Source organism: Pseudomonas sp. R5(2019), assembly GCF_009905435.1.
In the GTDB taxonomy this organism is placed as follows: domain Bacteria; phylum Pseudomonadota; class Gammaproteobacteria; order Pseudomonadales; family Pseudomonadaceae; genus Aquipseudomonas.
The window spans coordinates 31,934-51,530 of record NZ_JAAAMT010000031.1 but is presented as its reverse complement, the minus strand read 5'-3'; the positions used below and the strand labels follow the sequence as shown (position 1 = coordinate 51,530).

General features: G+C 60.0%; 21 protein-coding genes. 15 read left to right on the top strand and 6 right to left on the bottom strand.

Translation table 11 applies throughout. From position 1 onward, the window contains the following. The first annotated feature begins 177 nt into the window (after window positions 1–177). Window positions 178–606, top strand: a complete 429-nt coding sequence (locus GUY40_RS19000; RefSeq protein ID WP_166570446.1) for an OsmC family protein — start codon at window positions 178–180, stop codon at window positions 604–606. Window positions 607–709: 103 nt separating this feature from the next. After that, window positions 710–943, top strand: coding sequence for a DUF1161 domain-containing protein (locus tag GUY40_RS18995; RefSeq protein WP_166570445.1), 234 nt, complete (start codon window positions 710–712; stop codon window positions 941–943). A gap of 1 nt (window position 944) precedes the next feature. Here the strand turns inward: GUY40_RS18995 and GUY40_RS18990 are convergent, their stop codons facing one another. Together GUY40_RS18990 and GUY40_RS18985 are read right to left on the bottom strand one after the other, a co-directional pair. Beyond that, window positions 945–1,349 carry a DUF2057 domain-containing protein gene (locus tag GUY40_RS18990; RefSeq protein ID WP_166570444.1) on the bottom strand — a complete coding sequence of 135 codons (405 nt, stop codon included), beginning with the start codon at window positions 1,347–1,349 and terminating at the stop codon, window positions 945–947. 50 nt (window positions 1,350–1,399) lie between these two features. After that, on the bottom strand, window positions 1,400–1,813 hold the full coding sequence (locus GUY40_RS18985; protein ID WP_166570443.1) for a hypothetical protein: 414 nt from the start codon (window positions 1,811–1,813) through the stop codon (window positions 1,400–1,402). A 63-nt stretch (window positions 1,814–1,876) separates the two neighbouring features. Between GUY40_RS18985 and GUY40_RS18980 the strand changes: the two genes are divergently transcribed. Continuing rightward, a complete protein-coding gene (locus tag GUY40_RS18980) occupies window positions 1,877–2,962 on the top strand; it encodes an aminopeptidase (protein WP_166570442.1) in 1,086 nt (361 codons plus the stop codon). Window positions 2,963–2,968: 6 nt separating this feature from the next. Here GUY40_RS18980 and GUY40_RS18975 read toward each other — a convergent pair whose 3' ends face one another. Both GUY40_RS18975 and GUY40_RS18970 read right to left on the bottom strand, forming a co-directional pair. Next, the gene (locus GUY40_RS18975; protein ID WP_166570441.1) at window positions 2,969–3,619 is read right to left on the bottom strand and encodes an HAD family hydrolase; all 651 of its coding nucleotides are present in this window, start codon (window positions 3,617–3,619) and stop codon (window positions 2,969–2,971) included. Window positions 3,620–3,648: 29 nt separating this feature from the next. Further along, a complete protein-coding gene (locus tag GUY40_RS18970; RefSeq protein ID WP_166570440.1) occupies window positions 3,649–4,197 on the bottom strand; it encodes a gamma carbonic anhydrase family protein in 549 nt (182 codons plus the stop codon). 101 nt (window positions 4,198–4,298) lie between these two features. On the opposite strand from GUY40_RS18970, the gene prlC reads away from it, so the two are divergent. From prlC to GUY40_RS18940, 6 genes are all read left to right on the top strand, one after another. Beyond that, complete coding sequence (gene prlC, locus GUY40_RS18965; RefSeq protein ID WP_166570439.1) at window positions 4,299–6,350, top strand: oligopeptidase A; 2,052 nt, start codon at window positions 4,299–4,301, stop codon at window positions 6,348–6,350. Then, the gene (locus GUY40_RS18960; RefSeq protein WP_166570438.1) at window positions 6,347–6,631 is read left to right on the top strand and encodes a YheV family putative zinc ribbon protein; all 285 of its coding nucleotides are present in this window, start codon (window positions 6,347–6,349) and stop codon (window positions 6,629–6,631) included. The genes prlC and GUY40_RS18960 overlap by 4 nt, the downstream gene beginning before the upstream one ends. A gap of 125 nt (window positions 6,632–6,756) precedes the next feature. Beyond that, complete coding sequence (locus GUY40_RS18955) at window positions 6,757–8,775, top strand: M3 family metallopeptidase (RefSeq protein ID WP_166570437.1); 2,019 nt, start codon at window positions 6,757–6,759, stop codon at window positions 8,773–8,775. Window positions 8,776–8,837: 62 nt separating this feature from the next. Continuing rightward, entirely contained in the window at window positions 8,838–9,896 is a 1,059-nt protein-coding gene (locus GUY40_RS18950) for a PA0069 family radical SAM protein (RefSeq protein WP_166570436.1), read from the top strand. A 246-nt stretch (window positions 9,897–10,142) separates the two neighbouring features. After that, a complete protein-coding gene (locus GUY40_RS18945) occupies window positions 10,143–10,862 on the top strand; it encodes a carbonic anhydrase (RefSeq protein ID WP_166570435.1) in 720 nt (239 codons plus the stop codon). Between the two features lie 168 nt (window positions 10,863–11,030). Next, window positions 11,031–12,563 (top strand): SulP family inorganic anion transporter, encoded by a 1,533-nt coding sequence (locus GUY40_RS18940; protein ID WP_166570434.1) that lies wholly within the window; start codon window positions 11,031–11,033, stop codon window positions 12,561–12,563. 145 nt (window positions 12,564–12,708) lie between these two features. On the opposite strand, the gene GUY40_RS18935 is transcribed toward GUY40_RS18940, so the two are convergent. Continuing rightward, window positions 12,709–13,347: a hypothetical protein gene (locus tag GUY40_RS18935; RefSeq protein WP_166570433.1), complete on the bottom strand. Its 639-nt coding sequence runs from the start codon at window positions 13,345–13,347 to the stop codon at window positions 12,709–12,711. 369 nt (window positions 13,348–13,716) lie between these two features. On the opposite strand from GUY40_RS18935, the gene coxB reads away from it, so the two are divergent. From coxB to GUY40_RS18915, 4 genes are all read left to right on the top strand, one after another. Beyond that, on the top strand, window positions 13,717–14,844 hold the full coding sequence (coxB, locus tag GUY40_RS18930; RefSeq protein ID WP_166570432.1) for a cytochrome c oxidase subunit II: 1,128 nt from the start codon (window positions 13,717–13,719) through the stop codon (window positions 14,842–14,844). 77 nt (window positions 14,845–14,921) lie between these two features. Next, window positions 14,922–16,517: a cytochrome c oxidase subunit I gene (gene ctaD / locus GUY40_RS18925; RefSeq protein WP_166570431.1), complete on the top strand. Its 1,596-nt coding sequence runs from the start codon at window positions 14,922–14,924 to the stop codon at window positions 16,515–16,517. Between the two features lie 27 nt (window positions 16,518–16,544). Then, on the top strand, window positions 16,545–17,114 hold the full coding sequence (locus tag GUY40_RS18920) for a cytochrome c oxidase assembly protein (RefSeq protein WP_166570430.1): 570 nt from the start codon (window positions 16,545–16,547) through the stop codon (window positions 17,112–17,114). Between the two features lie 12 nt (window positions 17,115–17,126). After that, window positions 17,127–18,014, top strand: a complete 888-nt coding sequence (locus GUY40_RS18915) for a cytochrome c oxidase subunit 3 (RefSeq protein WP_166570429.1) — start codon at window positions 17,127–17,129, stop codon at window positions 18,012–18,014. A gap of 19 nt (window positions 18,015–18,033) precedes the next feature. Here the strand turns inward: GUY40_RS18915 and GUY40_RS18910 are convergent, their stop codons facing one another. Continuing rightward, window positions 18,034–18,237: a twin transmembrane helix small protein gene (locus GUY40_RS18910; RefSeq protein WP_166570428.1), complete on the bottom strand. Its 204-nt coding sequence runs from the start codon at window positions 18,235–18,237 to the stop codon at window positions 18,034–18,036. Window positions 18,238–18,296: 59 nt separating this feature from the next. On the opposite strand from GUY40_RS18910, the gene GUY40_RS18905 reads away from it, so the two are divergent. Both GUY40_RS18905 and GUY40_RS18900 read left to right on the top strand, forming a co-directional pair. Continuing rightward, window positions 18,297–19,037 carry an SURF1 family protein gene (locus tag GUY40_RS18905; protein WP_166570427.1) on the top strand — a complete coding sequence of 247 codons (741 nt, stop codon included), beginning with the start codon at window positions 18,297–18,299 and terminating at the stop codon, window positions 19,035–19,037. Beyond that, window positions 19,003–19,596, top strand: coding sequence for a hypothetical protein (locus tag GUY40_RS18900; protein ID WP_166570426.1), 594 nt, complete (start codon window positions 19,003–19,005; stop codon window positions 19,594–19,596). The genes GUY40_RS18905 and GUY40_RS18900 overlap by 35 nt, the downstream gene beginning before the upstream one ends. The last annotated feature ends 1 nt before the right edge of the window (window position 19,597 follow it).

Sequence of the window (19,597 nt, the reverse complement as noted above, 5' to 3'; positions counted from 1 at the left end):
TCGCAGGCGCAGGGTATAAAAAACCCACATGCCCCAGCCTGCCGTTCTTACCTCTGTATGGGCAGATACGTGAGATTCAATAGGCCGCTTGCGATTGCGCTGAACTTGCCCGTGCCCCAAGCCTCTGAGTTTTAGGCAACGCGCTAACCCGTCGCGTTGAGACCTTATGGAGGCATTATGAAAAAGACAGCATCAGCCGTCTGGCAAGGCGGCTTGAAGGATGGCAAAGGCCAACTTTCTACTCAAAGCGGCGCTTTGAAAAATAACCCCTATGGCTTCAACAGCCGTTTCGAAGGGCAGCCAGGCACCAATCCGGAAGAGCTGATCGGTGCGGCGCATGCCGGCTGCTTCTCTATGGCGCTGTCAATGATCCTCGGTGAAGCGGGTTTGACGGCTGACCGTATCGATACCATTGCCGAAGTGACCCTGGACCAGCAGCCCGATGGCTTTGCCATTACCGCCGTGCACCTGATCCTCAAGGCCAAGGTGCCCGGCGCCAGCGAGGCGCAGTTCAAGGAGCTGGCCAACAAGGCCAAGACCGGTTGCCCGGTGTCCAAGGTATTGAAAGGCGCCGAGATCAGCCTGGACGCCACGCTGGTCGGATAACCGCAGTTGGAGCGGCAAGCGCCGCTCCAACACGACTTGCCCGGAAGCGTAAAGGTCGAATAGGGTGTCGACAGGCATTTGGCCACACACTTGAGGACGCCCCATGATCCGCATCGCAATCGCTCTGCTGGGAACGCTGCTCGCCGCTCAGGCGTCAGCGGCCGTCAAGCCCTGCGAAGAACTCAAGGCCGAAATCGAGGCCAAGATCCAGGCCCAGCGCGTCACGTCCTACACCCTGGAAATTGTCCCCAACAGCGAAGTCCACGACCAGAATATGGTCGTGGGCAGCTGTGAGGGAGGGACCAGGAAAATCATCTACCAGAAAAACGATCGCTGACTCAGAGGCACGTCGTGGCGCGGTCTTCGGCAACGATCTTGCCTGCCGCGTTATAGAGCCGTGCGCTCGGCTGCATGGCAACCTCGCGGCCTTCCAGGCGATAGCGCTGGCCGGCTTCGAAGTTGTCGTAGCGAATCGTCAGGTAGCAGGTGCGGTCGATTGGGTCATTGTTGAAGGTGCCGCCATTGACTTCGAAATCGAAGCGCACGATCAACTCATGTTGCCCCGGCGTCACCTGGAAGTAGCGCCCGTCTTTCAGGCGTTGCTTGTCCAGACGTTCGGCCATTACCAACTTGCCGGTATAGGTGAACATATCGACCCAGGCTTTCTGCGGGTCAACCGGTGGCAGGGGGCTGGCGCAGGCGCTGAGCAAGCCCAGCGCGAGCAGAATCAGGGGCTGGCGCATACGTACCTCCGTTTCGACTTCAGACCCCTAGCATAACGCCAGTTGCCTGATCAGGCGCGCTGGCAGCCCGCCGGTCGGCCCTGGCCAACGACCTTGCGCTGTGCGTCGTAGAGCTTGGCCCATGGCCGGAAGCCGATGCTGCCGGTTTGCAGTTGATAGCGCTGGCCGGCATTGAAATCCTTGTATTTGACATCCAGCTGGCAGTCGCGCCACAGCGGCTCGTTGACCGGACCGATATTGGTAGGCTGCACCGGGAACTGATAGCGCACGGTCAGTACATGGCTGCCGGGCTGGACTTCAAAATAGCGCTTGTCGATCCAGGCGCGTTCATCCACCTCCATCGCATGCAGTGTGGTGTCCTGACTTGGCTCAAGATCGACCCACGCCTGATTCGGGTCGGGCTTGGGCAGCCCCGCACAACCGGTCAAGGCAAGAAGACCACAGATAAACAACATCGCGCGCATGGCAATACTCCGGGCAAGCAAGATAGTCTTGAATCGGGCACTTGAGCGGGATTTGAGGACGCGATGATTCGACTATTTCTTCTGGCGCGCTCAAGCCATCGGTCACTCGACCGTTATTTACACAGATTGGTTCCTCTGCTGCTGCTTTTGCTGCTGAACGGTTGTGCCGATTATCGTTATTACGGCCAACTGGCGAGTGGTCAGCTGGACTTGTTGCGGCTTCGCGAGCCAGTGACCGAAGTCATCAATGACCCGTCCCGAGATGTAAAATTGCGCGAGCATCTGACTCGCTCCCAGCAGTCCAGAGCCTTCGCCAGCCAGCAGCTGAAGCTTCCGGACAACCGCAGCTACCGGGTGTACGCCGATATCGGTCGGTCCTATGTGGTGTGGAATGTCTTCGCCACGGCGGAATTCTCACTCGACCCCGACACCCATTGCTTTCCGATCGCCGGTTGCGTGGCCTACCGCGGTTATTACAGCCAGAGCGGCGCGCGGGGGGCTGCTGCATTGCAAAAACAGGCCGGCATGGATGTCTATATCGGCGGCGTCGAAGCCTATTCGACCCTGGGCTGGTTTGATGACCCGATCATGAGTTCCATGTTGGCCTGGGGTGACGAGCGCCTGGCGACCTTGATCTTCCACGAGCTGGCGCACCAGCGCGTTTATGTGAAGGACGATACGGCGTTCAATGAGTCCTTCGCCACCTTCGTGGAACAGGAAGGCACTCGCCAATGGCGCGCGGCGCGTGGTTTGCCGCCGCTCCCCGAAGACCTGGTCCACCAGCGCGACCAGTTCGTGGCGCTGGTGCTGGACACCCGCCAGCGCCTGCAAAAGCTCTACACCCAGTCGCTGTCGGTGGACGCCATGCGGGCCGCCAAGCGCGCTGAGTTCGAGCGCTTGCGTCATGATTACCGGGTGCTGCGCGATACTCAGTGGGGCGGTGTCGGGCGTTTCGATGCCTGGGTCAATTCACCGCTCAATAACGCCAAGCTGCTGCCCTTTGGGCTTTATGACCGGTGGGTGCCCGCCTTTGCCGCGTTGTTTCGCCAGGTGAATGGCGATTGGTCAGCGTTTTATCAGGCGGTGGAACGCTGGGGGCAGTTGCCGGCCGATCAACGCACGCAGGCATTGATGGCCGTCAACCGATGAAGGCCTTCAGTCTTTGATAAAGGCCTGATGCAGTTGTGCCAGGGTGTCGAAGTGATAGGTCGGTTGCTCGGCCGTCAACTCCTCGCGGCTGCCGAAGCCATAACCCACTGCAACCACATCAAGACCATTGCGCTGGGCACCGATCAGGTCGTGCTTGCGATCGCCGATCATCAGGGTAGTCGCCGGGTCCAGGCCTTCCTCGGCCAGCAGGTGTTTGATCAGCTCGACCTTGTCGGTGCGGGTGCCGTCCAGCTCGCTTCCATAGATGACCTTGAAGTGCTTGGCAAAGTCGAAATGGCGGGCGATTTCACGGGCGAATTCCCACGGCTTGGAGGTCGCGATGTATAGATGGCGGCCTTGCTGCTCCAGGGTATCGAGCAACTCGATAACGCCCTCGAATACCTCGTTTTCGTAAAGGCCAGTGACCTTGAAGCGGTCGCGGTAATGGTTCACCGCCTCCCATGCCTTGGCCTCGTCGAATCCATAGAACTGCATGAACGCCTGCAACAAGGGCGGACCAATAAAGTGTTCAAGTTTGCTCAGGTCGGGCTCGTCGACACCCAGTTTGCTCAGCGCGTACTGGATCGAGCGGGTGATGCCTTCGCGCGGGTCAGTCAGGGTGCCGTCGAGGTCGAACAGAATATTCTGATAGTGCATGGGGATTCCGGAAGCGGTCTGTGGATAACTTATTCGGCGCGGTCGTAGCCTTCGCTCAGATGGCGGTCTTTGAGTTTGACGTAGTTGGCGGCGCTGTACGGGAAGAACGCGCGTTCTTTTTCGGTCAGGGCGCGGGCCTGTTTCACTGGGCTGCCCACATACAGAAACCCGCTTTCCAGGCGCTTGCCCGGCGGCACCAGGCTGCCGGCGCCGATAATCACTTCATCCTCGACCACCGCGCCGTCCATGATTGTGCTGCCCATGCCCACCAGAATGCGGTTGCCCAGGGTGCAGCCGTGCAGCATCACCTTGTGGCCGATGGTCACGTCATCGCCGATCAACAGCGGGAAGCCATCGGAGTTGAAAGGGCCGGCGTGGGTGATGTGCAACACGCTGGCGTCCTGCACGCTGGTGCGCTTGCCGATGCGTATGCGGTGCATGTCGCCGCGGATCACGGTCAGCGGCCAGACCGAGCTGTCGGCACCGATCTCGACATCGCCAATCACCACCGCCGAGCGGTCGACGAACGCTCGCTCGCCCAGGCGCGGGATGTGTTGCTCAAAGGTGCGGATGGCCATGATCGAATCCTTCTCTAACATTGATAGTGGGTCTGACTGCTGCGGTCAGCCTCGATTGTAATTAAGATGGGCTCGTGTTTCTTCAGCCAAGGTGTTTAACCGTGAGTGCGACCAACCCGCTACTGCAGTCTTATGACCTGCCTCCTTTCTCGGCGATTCGTGCCGAGCATGTGCAGCCGGCGATTGAACAGATCCTGGCCGACAACCGTATTGCGATTGCCGACATTCTCGAACGTCATGGCCAACAGCCGACCTGGGCCGGGCTGGTGCTGGCGATGGACGAACTGAATGACCGCCTGGGCGCTGCCTGGAGCCCGGTCAGCCACCTGAATGCGGTGTGCAACAGCGCGGAGCTGCGCGATGCCTATGAAGCCTGCCTGCCAGCGCTCAGCGCCTACGCCACCGAGCTTGGCCAGAACCGCGAGCTGTTCCAGGCCTACGAGGCGCTGATCAACAGCCCTGAAGCCGCCGGCTTCGATGTGGCGCAAAAGACCATCCTTGAACATGCCCTGCGCGACTTCCGCCTGTCAGGCATCGACCTGCCGCCGGAGCAGCAGAAGCGCTACGCCGAAGTGCAAAGCAAACTGTCCGAGCTGGGCAGCCGCTTCTCCAATCAGCTGCTCGACGCCACTCAGGCCTGGACCAAGCACATCACCGATGAAGCGGCGCTGGCCGGCCTCACCGACTCGGCCAAGGCACAAATGGCGGCTGCCGCACAGGCCAAAGGCCTGGACGGCTGGCTGATCAGCCTGGAATTCCCGAGCTACTATGCGGTGATGACCTACGCCCAGGACCGTACCCTGCGCGAAGAAGTCTACGCCGCCTACTGCACCCGTTCTTCGGACCAGGGCCCCAATGCCGGCAAATTCGACAACGGCCCGGTCATGCACGAAATCCTCGACTTGCGCCAGGAACTGGCCGGGTTGCTGGGCTATGCCAATTTCGCCGAGCTGAGCCTGGCCACAAAAATGGCCGAGTCCAGCGATCAGGTATTGAGCTTCCTGCGCGACCTGGCCAAGCGCAGCAAGCCATTCGCCGCCCAGGACCTGGACCAGCTCAAGGCCTATGCCGCTGAGCAAGGCTGCCCGGACCTGCAAAGCTGGGACAGCGGTTTCTACGGGGAAAAACTGCGCGAGCAGCGCTACAGCGTCTCCCAGGAAACCCTGCGCGCCTACTTCCCGATCGACAAGGTACTCACCGGCCTGTTCGCCATCGTGCAACGCCTGTACGGCATCGAAATCGCCGAGCACACCGGTTTCGACAGCTGGCACCCGGATGTTCGCCTGTTTGAAATCACCGAAAATGGCCATCACGTCGGGCGCTTCTTCTTCGACCTGTATGCCCGCGCCAACAAGCGTGGCGGTGCCTGGATGGACGGCGCGCGTGACCGCCGTCGCACCGAAGCCGGTGCCCTGCAAAATCCGGTGGCCAACCTGGTCTGCAACTTCACTCCGGCGGTCGCCGGCAAGCCGGCGCTGCTGACCCACGATGAAGTCACCACCCTCTTCCACGAGTTCGGCCATGGCCTGCACCACTTGCTGACCCGTATCGAGCATGCTGGCGTTTCCGGCATTAACGGCGTGGCCTGGGATGCGGTCGAGCTGCCCAGCCAGTTCATGGAAAACTGGTGCTGGGAGCCGGAAGGCCTGGCGCTGATTTCCGGTCACTATGAAACCGGCGCAGCGCTGCCGCAGGACCTGCTGGAAAAAATGCTCGCGGCGAAAAACTTCCAGTCCGGCCTGATGATGGTGCGCCAGCTGGAGTTCTCGCTGTTCGACTTTGAGCTGCATGCCAGCCACGGTGATGGCCGTAGCGTGCTGGAAGTGCTCGAAGGCGTGCGTGACGAGGTCTCGGTCATGCGTCCACCGGCGTACAACCGCTTCCCCAACAGTTTCGCGCACATTTTCGCAGGCGGTTATGCCGCCGGTTACTACAGCTACAAGTGGGCTGAAGTGCTGTCGGCCGATGCCTTCTCGCGGTTTGAAGAAGAAGGCGTGCTCAATGCCGACACTGGCCGCGCTTTCCGTGAGGCCATTCTGGCCCGCGGTGGTTCGCAGGAGCCCATGCTGCTGTTCGTCGACTTCCGCGGACGTGAACCGTCGATTGACGCACTCTTGCGTCACAGTGGTTTGAGCGAGGAAGCGGCAGCATGAGTGATGCGCCCGTAATCAAGACGAAAAAGCGCTTTATCGCCGGGGCGGTTTGCCCGGCGTGCAGCGAGCCGGACAAGTTGATGATGTGGAGCGAAGACAGCGTCCCGCACCGCGAGTGCGTGGCCTGTGGCTACAGCGACACCCTCAATGAGCAGGGCCTGTCGGTACCCAAGGAATTGGGTACGCGGGTCAACACGCCGGTGAAGAAAACGGAAGGCCCGAAAGTGCAGACCGTGCAGTTTTTCCCCAATCCGAAGCTGAAAAAGCCGAGCGATCAGTAATACCTGTGGGCAGGGCCGACAGCCGCCGGCCCTGCCCACTTGCCCTCCTTGGGGTACTTATCTAGTGCCCTGCCGGTTTCACATTCTCTAGGCTGCCGGGTTTTCAACCACTCAAGGAGCGAGTGATGAGCCCTGCCAACCCCTTGCTGCAAGCCTTTGACCTTTTGCCGTACAACGCCGTGCGCGTCGAGCACCTGCGCCCGGCGATTGAACTGATCATCGAAGAGAATCGACACGCGCTGGTGCAAATCATCGACAGTCAGCACGACACGCCCACCTGGGATGGCCTGGTTCTGGCGGTTGCCGACCTCGACAAGCGCCTGGGTGACACCGTTACGGCGATCATTCCGTTGAGTTTTCGCGGGGGTGAATGGGCGGACGCGGTTGATGATTGCCATGGGGCGATGACGGCCTTCAATCAGGAAAAGCTCCAGAACGCGGCGCTGTATGCGTTGTACCGGCGATTGGCAGCCAGCGTTGCTGCCAGCGAGGAACACCGGGCAACGCTGCAACGCATACTTCTGGATTTCCATTTGGCGGGTGGCGATCTGGCCCCTGTCGAGCAAGCCCGGTTTACTGAATCGCAATCGGTCATCAGCAGGCTGGAAGCCGAGTTTCAGGGCAACCTGGCGGACGCTACCCAAGCCTGGAGCAAGCTGCTTACCGACGAGAACCTGTTGGCGGGTATCCCGGCGCAATGCCGCGCGGCAATGGCCGGCAGGGCCATTGAACAAGGTCTGGAAGGTTGGTTGTTGACCCTCGATGAGTCGACCTGCAAGGCGGTGTTGGCCCATGCCAGGCACCGTCCCTTGCGCGAAGAGATATACCTGGCCTCCAACACTCGCGCGTCGGATCAGGGGCCGAATGCATGGGTTCATGACAATGGGCCGGTACTGCAAGCGTTGCTGCGTTTGCGCCATGAAAAAGCGCAAATGCTGGGCTACACGAACTTTGCTCAATTGAGCCTGCAAACCAAGGCTGCGCAAACGACCTCAGAGGTCGCAGCTTTTTTGAATGATCTGACTACCAGCAGCCGACCGCTCCTGCTCCGAGAGGCCGAACAACTGCGCAAGATTGCCGCCGAAGACAATTGCCATGACCTGCAACCTTGGGACCATGAGTTTTATGCGCAACGGCTTCGCGAACAGAAGGGCAGTTCAGATCAATACATGCGTGAGTACTTTGCATTCGAATCGGTTCTGCACGGGCTGATAGTAATGACCCAGCGACTGGTTGGTGTGACCCTCGAGTTGGCCCGCACCGATGTCTGGGACGACAAGGTGCGATTACTGCAGGTCAGCCGCGGCAAAGAAGTGTTGGGCCATATTTTCATTGATCCCTACGCTCGTCCTGGCAAGGCGCCGTGGCCGTGGTCCTTGTCGATGCGCAGTCGCCATATTGATGCCAAGGGGCAGTTGACCCGCCCGGTCTGCGCGCTGTTCGCCAGTTTTGCCCAGGGCCGGGAGACTCCGGCATTACTCAGCCACCTGGACATGCGCCAACTGTTCCATGAGTTCGGGCATTGTTTGCATCAGGTGCTAACAACAGCATCCCATCGACGACTGTCCAACGTCAGTGGGCTGGGTCGGGACGCGGGCGAGTTTCCCAGCCAGCTGTTGGAAAACTGGTGCTCGTCCGCTGCCTGTTTGCAGGAAATCGCCAGCCATTATCAAACAGGACAAACGACGACGCTGGAAAGCCTGCAGCGCTGGATAGAAGCCGAGCACATCCAGGGAGGGTTGCGCATGGGGCGGGAATTGATGCTGGCGAGTCTGGATTTCGAACTGCATTGCAGCGCGGGTGATGGCCGCAGTATTCAGCAGATTGTCGACCAGGTCGGTGCACGAACGCTGGCGTTGCAGCCTGGATCGACAGCGCGGATCGCCTGCTCGTTTGACTATCTGGTGACCGGCTATGAGGCGGGTTACTACTGTTACAAGTGGGCCGAGGTGTATGCCGCCGACGCCTTCGCACGCTTTGAGGAGGAGGGACTGTTCGATCCTGAGGCGGGGCGTGACTTCAGTCGTGAGCTGCTGGCGCCCGGCGGCTTGCGCGCCATGTCGGCGTCGTTTGAAGCGTTTCGTGGTCGAGCGGTATCTGCCCGGGCTTACCTGCGTCAGAACGGTTTATCGCTCGGCGACTGACGGATCTGGCAATTGTCGACCTATCCGGATACTGTACATAAAAACAGTATCCGGAGCCCGCCATGTCTAAGCCTGCGCCGCTGCGCGGTCGCGGCACTGCCAGCAACCCGCATAACCGCTTTGCCCCGCACCGCTTGCAGGTTGAAGACGATGGCTGGTACCAGGAAGTGCCGCTGACACAAGGCACGGAAGTGCGCCGCGAAACGGCCAGGACCATCATTACCCGCAACAGCTCGCCTGACCTGCCCTTCGACCGTTCGATCAACCCCTATCGTGGCTGCGAGCATGGCTGCATCTACTGCTATGCGCGCCCCAGCCATGCTTACTGGGACATGTCGCCCGGACTCGATTTCGAAACCCGGTTGATCGCCAAGACCAATGCCGCCGCAGTGCTGGAGCAGCAGTTATCCAAGCCGGGCTATCGCTGTGCCCCCATTAATCTAGGTTCCAACACCGATCCCTACCAGCCGATCGAGCGCGAGCAAAAACTCACGCGGCGGTTGCTGGAAGTGCTGCTGAACTATCGGCACCCAGTCACTATCGTCACCAAGGGCGCGTTGATCCTGCGTGACCTGGACCTGCTCGCCGAACTTGCACAGCAACGGCTGGTAGCGGTGATGATCAGCCTGACCACGCTGGACGATGAGCTCAAGCGCATTCTGGAGCCACGTGCGGCAGCACCCAAGGCTCGCTTGGGGGCGATTCGGGTCATGCGTGAGGCGGGTATTCCGGTCGGGGTGCTGTGCTCGCCGATGATTCCCATGATCAACGACAGTGAGCTCGAGCGTTTGCTGAGCGAAGCCAGCGAGGCCGGTGCCTTGAGCGCTGCCTACATGATGCTGCGCTTGCCGCTGGAAGTCGCGCCGTTGTTCGAGGAGTGGCTGCAGACGCATTACCCCCAACGGGCCAACCATGTATTGAGCCTGATACGTCAAAGCCGCGGTGGGGAACTCTACGACAGCCGGTTTGGTGCGCGGATGCGCGGCGAAGGCGTCTTTGCCGACTTGCTGGCCCAGCGCTTCGCCAAGGCGATCAAACGCCTTGGGCTTGATCGGCGTGAGGGCTACGATCTGGACTGCAGTGCTTTCTGTCCCCCGGGTGGGCAGATGTCATTGTTGTAAAACTGACGAAAGGTGGCGTTGGATGATGCTTGTTTGATATCATTTTGACTCCTGCCTGATGGCTCAAAACCCTTGTCCTAGAGCCTTCCGATTCAGTTTGAATTAAGTTTCAGCCGCTAGTGTTGGTTGCGCATGACTGGCTGGTCATTATTCTCTCGAATGTCGTCCTAGCGTCATGTGATGTAGGAACCATTAACCCGGTTAAGATGGATAACACTTAATTCAAACCGTCAAAGAGGATGAACCATGCAGGATAAGGAACCCTCTCCGACCGCCACGGCCCCTGAAGCCGAAAGCGCGGACGTCGCTCTGAAACACATCGTTGACGGCTTTTTGCACTTCCATCACGAAGTCTTTCCGCAGCAGGAAGAACTGTTCAAAAAGCTTGCCACCGCCCAGCGCCCACGGGCGATGTTCATCACCTGTGCTGACTCGCGCATCGTTCCGGAACTGATTACCCACAGCTCGCCGGGCGATCTGTTCGTCACCCGTAACGTCGGCAACGTGGTACCGCCCTACGGGCAAATGAACGGTGGTGTGTCCACGGCGATTGAGTACGCGATCATGGCCTTGGGCGTTCATCACATCATTGTCTGCGGGCACTCGGATTGCGGTGCCATGCGCGCTGTGCTCAATCCGCAAAGCCTGGAGAAGATGCCGACCGTCAAGGCCTGGCTGCGCCATGCCGAGGTGGCCAGGACGGTGGTGGAAGAAAACTGCCACTGCGCCAATGAACACGAAAGCATGCAGGTGCTGACGGAAGAAAACGTCATCGCCCAGCTTCAACACCTGCGCACACACCCTTCGGTGGCCTCGCGCATGGCTAGCGGGCAGCTGTTCATTCACGGCTGGATCTACAGCATCGAAACCAGTGAAATCCGGGCTTACGATGCCGAGCAGGACAAATTCCTGCCGCTGGATGGAAATCATCCAGTTCCCAATGCGACGCCCAAAGGGCGCTTTTAACGGTTAATCCGTCTTGAGCCAGGTTGCGGCTGTACACACGCGTGCAGTCTTGCGGCCAGCTGTTAACTAATTCCTGCCTTCACCCTCGCTGCCGGCTGCTGATGGCCTCTGGCGGCTGACGGCTGCGCGCTTTTTGCACGCGTGCTGCACTTTTATTGGAGATTTAGTATGAACATGGAGCAATTAAAGGCGGTGCTGCCGCGAGAGTTGTTAGCGTCGGTGGTGGTGTTTCTGGTGGCCTTGCCTCTGTGCATGGGCATCGCCATCGCCTCCGGCATGCCCCCAGCCAAGGGGCTGATCACAGGTATTATCGGCGGCATTGTGGTCGGCTTCATGGCCGGCTCACCCTTGCAGGTCAGCGGCCCGGCGGCCGGGCTTGCGGTATTGGTATTCGAGTTGGTACGCCAGCACGGCATGGCAATGCTCGGGCCGATTTTGCTGCTGGCGGGATTTCTGCAGTTGCTGGCCGGTCGATTTCGCCTGGGTTGCTGGTTTCGGGTGACGGCGCCAGCGGTGGTTTACGGCATGCTTGCCGGAATCGGCGTATTGATTGTGCTCTCCCAGGTGCATGTCATGTTTGACACCAGCCCCCAACCTTCCGGGCTGGACAACCTGATTGGATTCCCGTCCACCCTCGCTGAGGCGCTGCCGCTGGAAAGCGAAGGCAACGGCTGGCAGGCCGGCATCCTGGGGCTGGCAACCATTGCGGTGATGTGGGGCTGGGAACGCTGGCGCCCGCAAGCGCTGCGCTTTGTGCCGGGGGCTTTGTTGGGCGTGGCGCTGGCGACGGGGGCGAGCTTGCTGCTGGCCTTGCAAGTCAAGCGCGTGCAAGTGCCGGATAACCTCAGCGAGGCCATCGACTGGCTGCGCCCGGCAGACTTGTTGAACCTGGCCGACCCGACTCTCTTGATTGCAGCCTTTGCGGTGGCCTTTATCGCCAGCGCCGAAACCTTGTTGTCCGCGGCCGCGGTGGACCGCATGCACAACGGCCAGCGTTCGGATTTCGACCGTGAACTGTCCGCTCAAGGTGTAGGCAACATGCTCTGCGGCGTGCTCGGTGCGTTGCCGATGACCGGCGTGATCGTGCGCAGTTCGGCCAACGTACAGGCGGGGGCGAAAACCCGGTTGTCGGCTATTTTCCACGGCTTCTGGCTGCTGGCATTCGTCGTGGCGTTGTCCAGTGTGCTGCAAAGCATTCCGGTCGCGAGCCTGGCCGGAGTGCTGGTATACACCGGCGTAAAGCTGGTGGATTTCAAGGCGCTTCGTGGTTTGGGTCGTTACGGGCGGATGCCGATGTTGACCTATGCTCTGACGGCGCTGGCGATCATCTTCACTGACCTGCTGACGGGTGTGCTGCTGGGCTTCGCCTTGACCTTGCTGACCTTGGCGCTGAAGGCGGCGCGGCTGAAGATCAACCTGGTGCCGGGAGAAAGGGAACATCATCTGGAACTGCGTCTGGTGGGGGCGGCGACCTTCCTCAAAGTGCCAGCGCTGACTCAGGTGCTGGGCCAGGTACCTGCAGGCACCACGTTGCACGTGCCGATGGGCAATCTGAGTTACATCGACCACTCTTGTCTGGAACTGCTCGAAGACTGGGGCCGGTCCAATCAGGCCAAGGGCTCACGCTTGATTATCGAGCACCGCGGGCTCAAGCGCCGGGTGGAAGGGCAGATGCGCGCCTCGTCGGGGTTTGGTGCCTGACGCTATTGAGGCCTGTAGGAGCCGGGCTTGCCCGCGATAAGGACCCCGCGGTTTTACAGGTATTGCGCGTTATCGTTCATCGCGGCGGTGCGGCGATCCGACAAGCCCGGCTCCTACCGGCAAAGCTATTGGGGCCGTGTACGGATCAGTTCAGCTCCAACCCAATCCCCAACTGCCGCGACAGGCACGGCCAGCGTTTCCACGCGGCGCCCGTGTCGGGGCTGCTGAGCTTGTCGCGGTAGGCTTCAACCGATTCCAGGGCGAAGCTCTCTTCATCCAGCAAGTTATCCACAGAGTGATGAGCCACTTCATCCAGCTGGTTGGCGAATTCCTCGCCAATCAGGCGATGAGCGATGACGTTGGCCACGGTGGTATCGAACGGAATCAGTGGCTGGCTGAAATGCTTGATGTAGATGTCATTCACTTCTTCGACCAGTCGGTGAGCCAGGTAAGCCTCGTCCAGCAGGCAATCCAGGCCGACGTGGCCTTTCAATACCGACGGCGGCCTGATGAAGTAGTCTTCGGCGATTTTCAGCACCGGCTTGATCTGCGATTCGATTCCGGCCTCTTGAGAGACTTCATGCGCAGCTTCCAGCAACTCCGGAACCTGTTCGATATAGGCCGTCACAAAACCGATCAGGGCTTCATGGGGTTCTTCTTCGGGCAATTGAATCGCCGGATGAAGATGAAGCAGTTGTCGTTCCAGCCGGTTTTTGAGTTCACCGGTCTCTTTTTCATGATGTTGGGCACGGTTTATCTGCTCGCGCAATGCGGCGATGTTCATGAAAACTCCAGGGGACAAGGCAAAGGCAACGGAATGCATAAGGTAGCTTGGTTTTAACGTGTGCTAAGACGCATTTGTCATAATTAATTAATACTTATGTGGATGAGTTATAAACGATGGCCATCATTGGCCTCCAGCCCAGATGAGCCGGGGGCTCAAGCGCAAGGCCTGGACTGTGCCAGCAGATTTTTGCGATCGCATTGCGGGGGCCGGACCTCTGTCTATACTCGGGTTGGAAAGAGTTAGCTGATGAGGCCCGACTGCACATGCAGCAGGGGCTCGGTCGTTAAAGTTCGCCGTCTTGACAGCCGCTCCCTTAGCCGCAGGTCTACGCCTCCGGGATAAAAAGAACGATAAGGGGAACCCGCAATGATGCGACATCCACATGTCTGGATGGGCCTCCTGTTGTGGTCGATATTCACGCCGGCGCACGCCGACTGGGCCGTGAATATGACGAAGGGGGCGACTGAAGTCAGTAACGCGGTCTTCGATCTGCACATGACGATCTTCTGGATCTGCGTGGTGATTGGCGTCGTGGTCTTCGGTGCCATGTTCTGGTCAATGATCGTTCACCGTCGCTCTACCGGTCAGGTAGCGGCGAAATTTCACGAAAGCACCACAGTAGAAACCCTCTGGACGATCGTACCCTTGTTGATCCTGGTGGCCATGGCTATTCCGGCAACCAAGACACTGATCAACATCTACGATACCAGTGAGTCGGACCTGGATATTCAGGTCACCGGCTACCAGTGGAAGTGGCATTACAAATACCTGGGCCAGGACGTCGAGTTCTTCAGCAATATGTCCACCCCCGCCGACCAGATTCACAACAAAGCCCCCAAGGATGAGCATTATCTGCTTGAAGTGGACCAGCCGCTGGTATTGCCGGTAGGCGCAAAAGTGCGCTTTCTGATCACCGCCGCCGACGTGATCCACTCCTGGTGGCTGCCGGCGTTCGCGGTCAAGCGCGATGCGATCCCGGGCTTTGTCAACGAAGCCTGGACCCGCATCGAAAAGCCCGGCATCTATCGCGGCCAGTGCACCGAGCTGTGCGGCAAGGATCACGGTTTCATGCCAATCGTGGTCGAGGTCAAATCCAGGGCCGACTTCGACACCTGGCTGGGTGAACGCAAGGCAGAAGCGGCCCAGCTCAAGGAGCTGACCAGCAAGGAATGGACGCTGGAGGAGCTGGTGTCGCGTGGCGACAAGGTCTACCACACCGCCTGCGTCGCCTGTCACCAGGCCGAAGGCCAAGGCCTGCCGCCAATGTTCCCGGCCCTCAAGGGCTCGAAGATCGCCACCGGGCCCATAGAAGATCACCTCAACCTGGTCTTCCACGGCAAACCCGGCACGTCCATGGCCGCCTTCGGCAAACAGCTGTCGGAAGTCGATCTGGCGGCGGTCATCACTTACGAGCGCAATGCCTGGGGCAACAACAAGGGCGACATGGTCACGCCCAAAGACGTGTTGACCCTCAAACAGGCAGAAAGCAAATGAGCCCGCCTGGTGCAGATTCTCGCAACGAGTTCGGGCCCCTCGCCCGCTCCACCCATGGGTTTGCAGGAGAAAAGGACATGAGTGCAGTCATTGACGACCACGGGCATGCCGGCCATGACGACCATGCCCACGGCCCCGCCAAGGGCCTGATGCGCTGGGTGTTGACCACCAACCACAAGGACATCGGCACAATGTACCTGTGGTTCAGTTTCGCGGCATTCCTGCTCGGCGGCTCCTTCGCCATGGTGATCCGCGCCGAGCTGTTCCAGCCCGGCCTGCAGATCGTGCAGCCGGAGTTTTTCAACCAGATGACCACCATGCATGGCCTGGTGATGGTCTTTGGTGCGGTGATGCCAGCCTTCGTCGGTCTGGCCAACTGGATGATCCCGCTGATGGTCGGCGCGCCGGACATGGCCCTGCCGCGCATGAACAACTTCAGCTTCTGGTTGCTGCCGGCCGCCTTTCTGTTGCTGATCTCGACCCTGTTCACCGCCAGTGGCGGACCGAACTTCGGCTGGACCTTCTACGCCCCGCTCTCCACCACCTTTGCGCCGGAAAGCGTGACCTTCTTTATCTTCGCGATCCACCTGATGGGGATCAGCTCGATCATGGGCGCCATCAACGTGATCGCAACCATCCTCAACCTGCGCGCGCCCGGCATGACCCTGATGAAAATGCCGCTGTTCGTCTGGACCTGGCTGATTACCGCTTTCTTGCTGATCGCGGTGATGCCGGTGCTGGCCGGTTGCGTGACGATGATGCTGATGGACATCCACTTCGGCACCAGCTTCTTCAGCGCCGCCGGTGGCGGTGACCCGGTCTTGTTCCAGCACGTGTTCTGGTTCTTCGGCCACCCCGAGGTGTACATCATGATCCTTCCGGCCTTCGGGGCGGTCAGCTCGATCATTCCGGCGTTCTCGCGCAAGCCACTGTTTGGCTACACCTCGATGGTCTACGCCACGGCCAGTATTGCCTTCCTGTCATTTATCGTCTGGGCGCACCACATGTTCGTGGTCGGCATCCCAGTGGTCGGCGAGCTGTTCTTCATGTACGCGACCATGCTGATCGCAGTGCCGACCGGGGTAAAGGTGTTCAACTGGGTGAGCACGATGTGGCAAGGCTCGATGACCTTCGAAACGCCGATGCTTTTTGCCGTGGCCTTCGTGATTCTGTTCACCATCGGCGGGTTCTCCGGCTTGATGCTGGCCATCGCACCGGCGGACTTCCAGTACCACGACACCTATTTTGTGGTGGCGCACTTCCACTATGTGTTGGTGCCAGGGGCGATCTTCGGGATCTTCGCCTCAGCCTACTACTGGCTACCGAAGTGGACCGGCCACATGTACGACGAAACCCTGGGCAAGCTGCATTTCTGGCTTTCGTTCGTGGGCATGAACATGGCGTTCTTCCCGATGCACTTTGTGGGCCTGGCGGGGATGCCGCGCCGGGTGCCGGACTACAACCTGCAGTTCGCCGACTTCAACATGGTGGCCTCGATTGGTGCCTTCACTTTCGGTGCAACGCAGATTTTCTTCCTGTTTATCGTCATCAAGACCATTCGTGGCGGTGCGCCTGCGCCGGCCAAGCCGTGGGATGGGGCCGAAGGGCTGGAGTGGAGCGTGCCGTCGCCGGCGCCTTACCACACCTTTGTGACGCCGCCGGAAGTGAAATAGTCCGCCCCATTTCAGGAGGTCAGGTCCATGAGCGAAGGCTATCCAATCAAGCGACTGGTCACCCGCCTGCTGGTATTGGTGGTGGTCATGTTCGCCTTTGGCTTCGCGCTGGTGCCGATCTACGACGCGATGTGCAAGGCGTTCGGCATCAATGGCAAGACCGGTGGGCAGTATGCCGGCACCCAGGTGGTCGACCCGGCGCGGCAAGTGCGGGTGCAGTTTATGTCGACCAATGCCATCGACATGGTCTGGGATTTTTACGCCAAGGCCGATGAGCTTGAAGTGCATCCGGGGGCGGTCAACGAGATGCGCTTCGTGGCCCACAACCCGACCGACAAGCCGATGACCGCCCAGGCCATACCGAGCATTTCACCTGCCGAAGCGGCGGCGTATTTCCACAAGACCGAATGTTTTTGTTTCAGCCAGCAGGTCCTTCAGCCCGGCGAGCGCATCGAGATGCCGGTGCGTTTCATCGTTGACCGCGACCTGCCCAAGGATGTGAAACACCTGACGCTTGCTTACACGCTGTTCGATATCACCGCTCGCCAACCGCCCATTGCCCATGTGGATGGACAGGACGCGACGCGCGCCCGATAAGGAGAACAATAGATGGCAATTCACGAGCACTATTACGTCCCGGCGCAGAGCAAGTGGCCGATCATTGCCACGGTCGGCATGTTGATTACCGTGTTCGGCTTGGGCACCTGGTTCAACGACATGAAGGCCGGGCGGCCAGATTCCCACGGCCCGCTGATCTTTTTCGTCGGCGCCCTGTGCCTGGCCTACATGCTGTTCGGCTGGTTTGGTACGGTGATCAAGGAGAGTCGCGCAGGCTTGTACAGTCCGCAGCTGGATCGCTCGTTTCGCTGGGGCATGGCCTGGTTCATCTTTTCCGAGGTGATGTTCTTCATCGCCTTTTTCGGCGCGCTGTTCTACGTGCGGACCTGGGCTGGCCCGTGGTTGGGGGGTGAAGGCGACAAAGGCGTGGCGCACATGCTCTGGCCGAACTTCGAGTTCGCCTGGCCGCTGCTGAATACCCCGGACCCGAAACTGTTCCCGCCGCCCAGGGAGGTCATCGACCCTTGGCACTTGCCGTTGATCAACACCATTTTGCTGGTCAGCTCCAGCGTCACGGTGACCATCGCCCACCACGCCCTGAGGAAAAACCATCGCGGCCCGCTCAAGCTCTGGCTGGCGCTGACCATTGTCCTTGGCCTGTCTTTCCTGGGCCTGCAGGCCTTCGAATACCACGAAGCCTACAACGAGTTGGGGCTGACGCTGGGCTCAGGTATCTACGGCGCGACCTTCTTCTTGCTCACCGGTTTTCACGGTGCTCACGTCACCATGGGCACCTTGATTTTGACGGTGATGCTTATCCGTATTTTGCGTGGCCACTTCGACGCCGATAAGCATTTCGGCTTCGAAGCAGCCGCCTGGTATTGGCATTTCGTGGATGTGGTGTGGGTCGGGCTGTTTACCTTCGTGTATGTGTTCTAGCCGATTTACCCAGGCGCTATTACCAAGGAGCGTGGGACACCAGCTGGCCGCTGTAGAAACCCCAGGTCACCAGGATCAGGGTGATGGCGGCCAGGCTGACTCGCACCGTGAGGGCCTTGACCAGGCGGGTCGAATGGCCTTCGTCCTTGACCAGAAAGAACAGGCCGCTGAACAGGCTGACAATGGTAGCCAGCAACATCAGGGCGATCGCGACTTTAAGCATGGTGACACTCCCGGGAGGTACGCGATGACCTTAAGTATAGCGACAGGCAGTTCCCGCTCATGAAGCGCTTTCGGCCTGGTATTGGGCCCACGGTCGTGGTCTGTCTGCTGCTGCCCTTGATGATCGGCCTGGGCCTCTGGCAGCTGGGCCGCGCTGAAGAGAAGCGCGACCTGCTGGCGAGTCATGCCGAGCGACGTGCCGAGGCACCCATTGCGGCGGCGCAGTTGCATGGCTTGGAAGCCCCGGCGTTTCGGCGGATTCATCTACGCGGCAGCTTCGATCCGCACCACAGCGTATTGCTCGACAACCGTATTCGCGATGGGCAGGCCGGTGTCGAGTTGTTGCAACCGTTTCTGGATCGGGCCAGCGGGCTGTGGTTGCTGGTCAACCGTGGTTGGTTGCCTTGGCCGGACCGCCGCAGCCCACCCGTGTTCAAGACCCCGGGTGGCACGCAAAGCCTGAACGCCTGGGTGTATGTGGCACCGGGGGCGACCTTTCAACTGCACGCCGACCCCACCGACAACCGCTGGCCGCGGTTGTTGACGGCAGTGGGCGCCGGGCAGTTGTGGTCGCAATTGGGTCGCGAAGGCTTTGCCCGCGAAGTGCGCCTGGAGCCGGGCCCTGCAGCTTATCGGGTGGACTGGCCGGTGGTCGCCATGGACCCGCAGAAGCATGTCGGCTACGCCGTGCAGTGGTTCGCCCTGGCGTTGGCCTTGAGTGGCCTCTACCTTTATTTCGGATGGCATAACAACAAGGAGAAGCAGCATGGGAGCGGTCATGAGTCCATTGGGCCTGTCTGAAACCAAAGCGCCGCCAGGGCGTGGGCGCGGACGCCTGCAATTGATCCTGATTCTGCTGGTGGCACTGGGGCCGATGATCCTGGCGACCGGCATGTACAAATTCCAGTTCTGGGTGCCGGACAACCGCAGCTACCACGGCGAGATGATCGGCAATGGCCAGAGCCGCGCTGACCTGGGCGTGCAGGCCGACGAGCAGCGTTGGCAGATTCTGGTCAGTGCGCCGGCCGAGTGTGGGGTGGACTGCCAACAACTGGTCTACCTCGCCCGGCAAATCCAGATCGGCCTGGGCCGCGATGCGCCGCGCGCCAGCCATGCGTTGGCCAGCGCGCAGCCACTGGCGGCGGACTACCAGGCCCGGCTCGAGCGCGAATACCCGCAACTGCAACGCTACCCGCTGGACCTTTCGCGCTACACACCGATGACCCGGGGCACGCCTGATGCGCAACTGTGGATCGTCGACCCTCACGGCAATCTAGTGCTGCGCTATGACGCTAGGGTCAAGGGCAAGGACTTGCTCAATGACCTGCGCCATCTGCTCAAGCTTTCCAACATTGGGTAGG

Excerpts from the sequence above, each read along its gene's own strand:
- GUY40_RS19000 (WP_166570446.1), top strand. The coding sequence starts at position 178 with ATGAAAAAGACAGCATCAGCCGTCTGGCAAGGCGGCTTGAAGGATGGC.
- GUY40_RS18995 (WP_166570445.1), top strand. The coding sequence starts at position 710 with ATGATCCGCATCGCAATCGCTCTGCTGGGAACGCTGCTCGCCGCTCAG.
- GUY40_RS18990 (WP_166570444.1), bottom strand. The coding sequence starts at position 1,349 with ATGCGCCAGCCCCTGATTCTGCTCGCGCTGGGCTTGCTCAGCGCCTGC.
- GUY40_RS18985 (WP_166570443.1), bottom strand. The coding sequence starts at position 1,813 with ATGCGCGCGATGTTGTTTATCTGTGGTCTTCTTGCCTTGACCGGTTGT.
- GUY40_RS18980 (WP_166570442.1), top strand. The coding sequence starts at position 1,877 with ATGATTCGACTATTTCTTCTGGCGCGCTCAAGCCATCGGTCACTCGAC.
- GUY40_RS18975 (WP_166570441.1), bottom strand. The coding sequence starts at position 3,619 with ATGCACTATCAGAATATTCTGTTCGACCTCGACGGCACCCTGACTGAC.
- GUY40_RS18970 (WP_166570440.1), bottom strand. The coding sequence starts at position 4,197 with ATGGCCATCCGCACCTTTGAGCAACACATCCCGCGCCTGGGCGAGCGA.
- GUY40_RS18960 (WP_166570438.1), top strand. The coding sequence starts at position 6,347 with ATGAGTGATGCGCCCGTAATCAAGACGAAAAAGCGCTTTATCGCCGGG.
- GUY40_RS18955 (WP_166570437.1), top strand. The coding sequence starts at position 6,757 with ATGAGCCCTGCCAACCCCTTGCTGCAAGCCTTTGACCTTTTGCCGTAC.
- GUY40_RS18950 (WP_166570436.1), top strand. The coding sequence starts at position 8,838 with ATGTCTAAGCCTGCGCCGCTGCGCGGTCGCGGCACTGCCAGCAACCCG.
- GUY40_RS18945 (WP_166570435.1), top strand. The coding sequence starts at position 10,143 with ATGCAGGATAAGGAACCCTCTCCGACCGCCACGGCCCCTGAAGCCGAA.
- GUY40_RS18940 (WP_166570434.1), top strand. The coding sequence starts at position 11,031 with ATGAACATGGAGCAATTAAAGGCGGTGCTGCCGCGAGAGTTGTTAGCG.
- GUY40_RS18935 (WP_166570433.1), bottom strand. The coding sequence starts at position 13,347 with ATGAACATCGCCGCATTGCGCGAGCAGATAAACCGTGCCCAACATCAT.
- coxB (WP_166570432.1), top strand. The coding sequence starts at position 13,717 with ATGATGCGACATCCACATGTCTGGATGGGCCTCCTGTTGTGGTCGATA.
- ctaD (WP_166570431.1), top strand. The coding sequence starts at position 14,922 with ATGAGTGCAGTCATTGACGACCACGGGCATGCCGGCCATGACGACCAT.
- GUY40_RS18920 (WP_166570430.1), top strand. The coding sequence starts at position 16,545 with ATGAGCGAAGGCTATCCAATCAAGCGACTGGTCACCCGCCTGCTGGTA.
- GUY40_RS18915 (WP_166570429.1), top strand. The coding sequence starts at position 17,127 with ATGGCAATTCACGAGCACTATTACGTCCCGGCGCAGAGCAAGTGGCCG.
- GUY40_RS18910 (WP_166570428.1), bottom strand. The coding sequence starts at position 18,237 with ATGCTTAAAGTCGCGATCGCCCTGATGTTGCTGGCTACCATTGTCAGC.
- GUY40_RS18905 (WP_166570427.1), top strand. The coding sequence starts at position 18,297 with ATGAAGCGCTTTCGGCCTGGTATTGGGCCCACGGTCGTGGTCTGTCTG.
- GUY40_RS18900 (WP_166570426.1), top strand. The coding sequence starts at position 19,003 with ATGGGAGCGGTCATGAGTCCATTGGGCCTGTCTGAAACCAAAGCGCCG.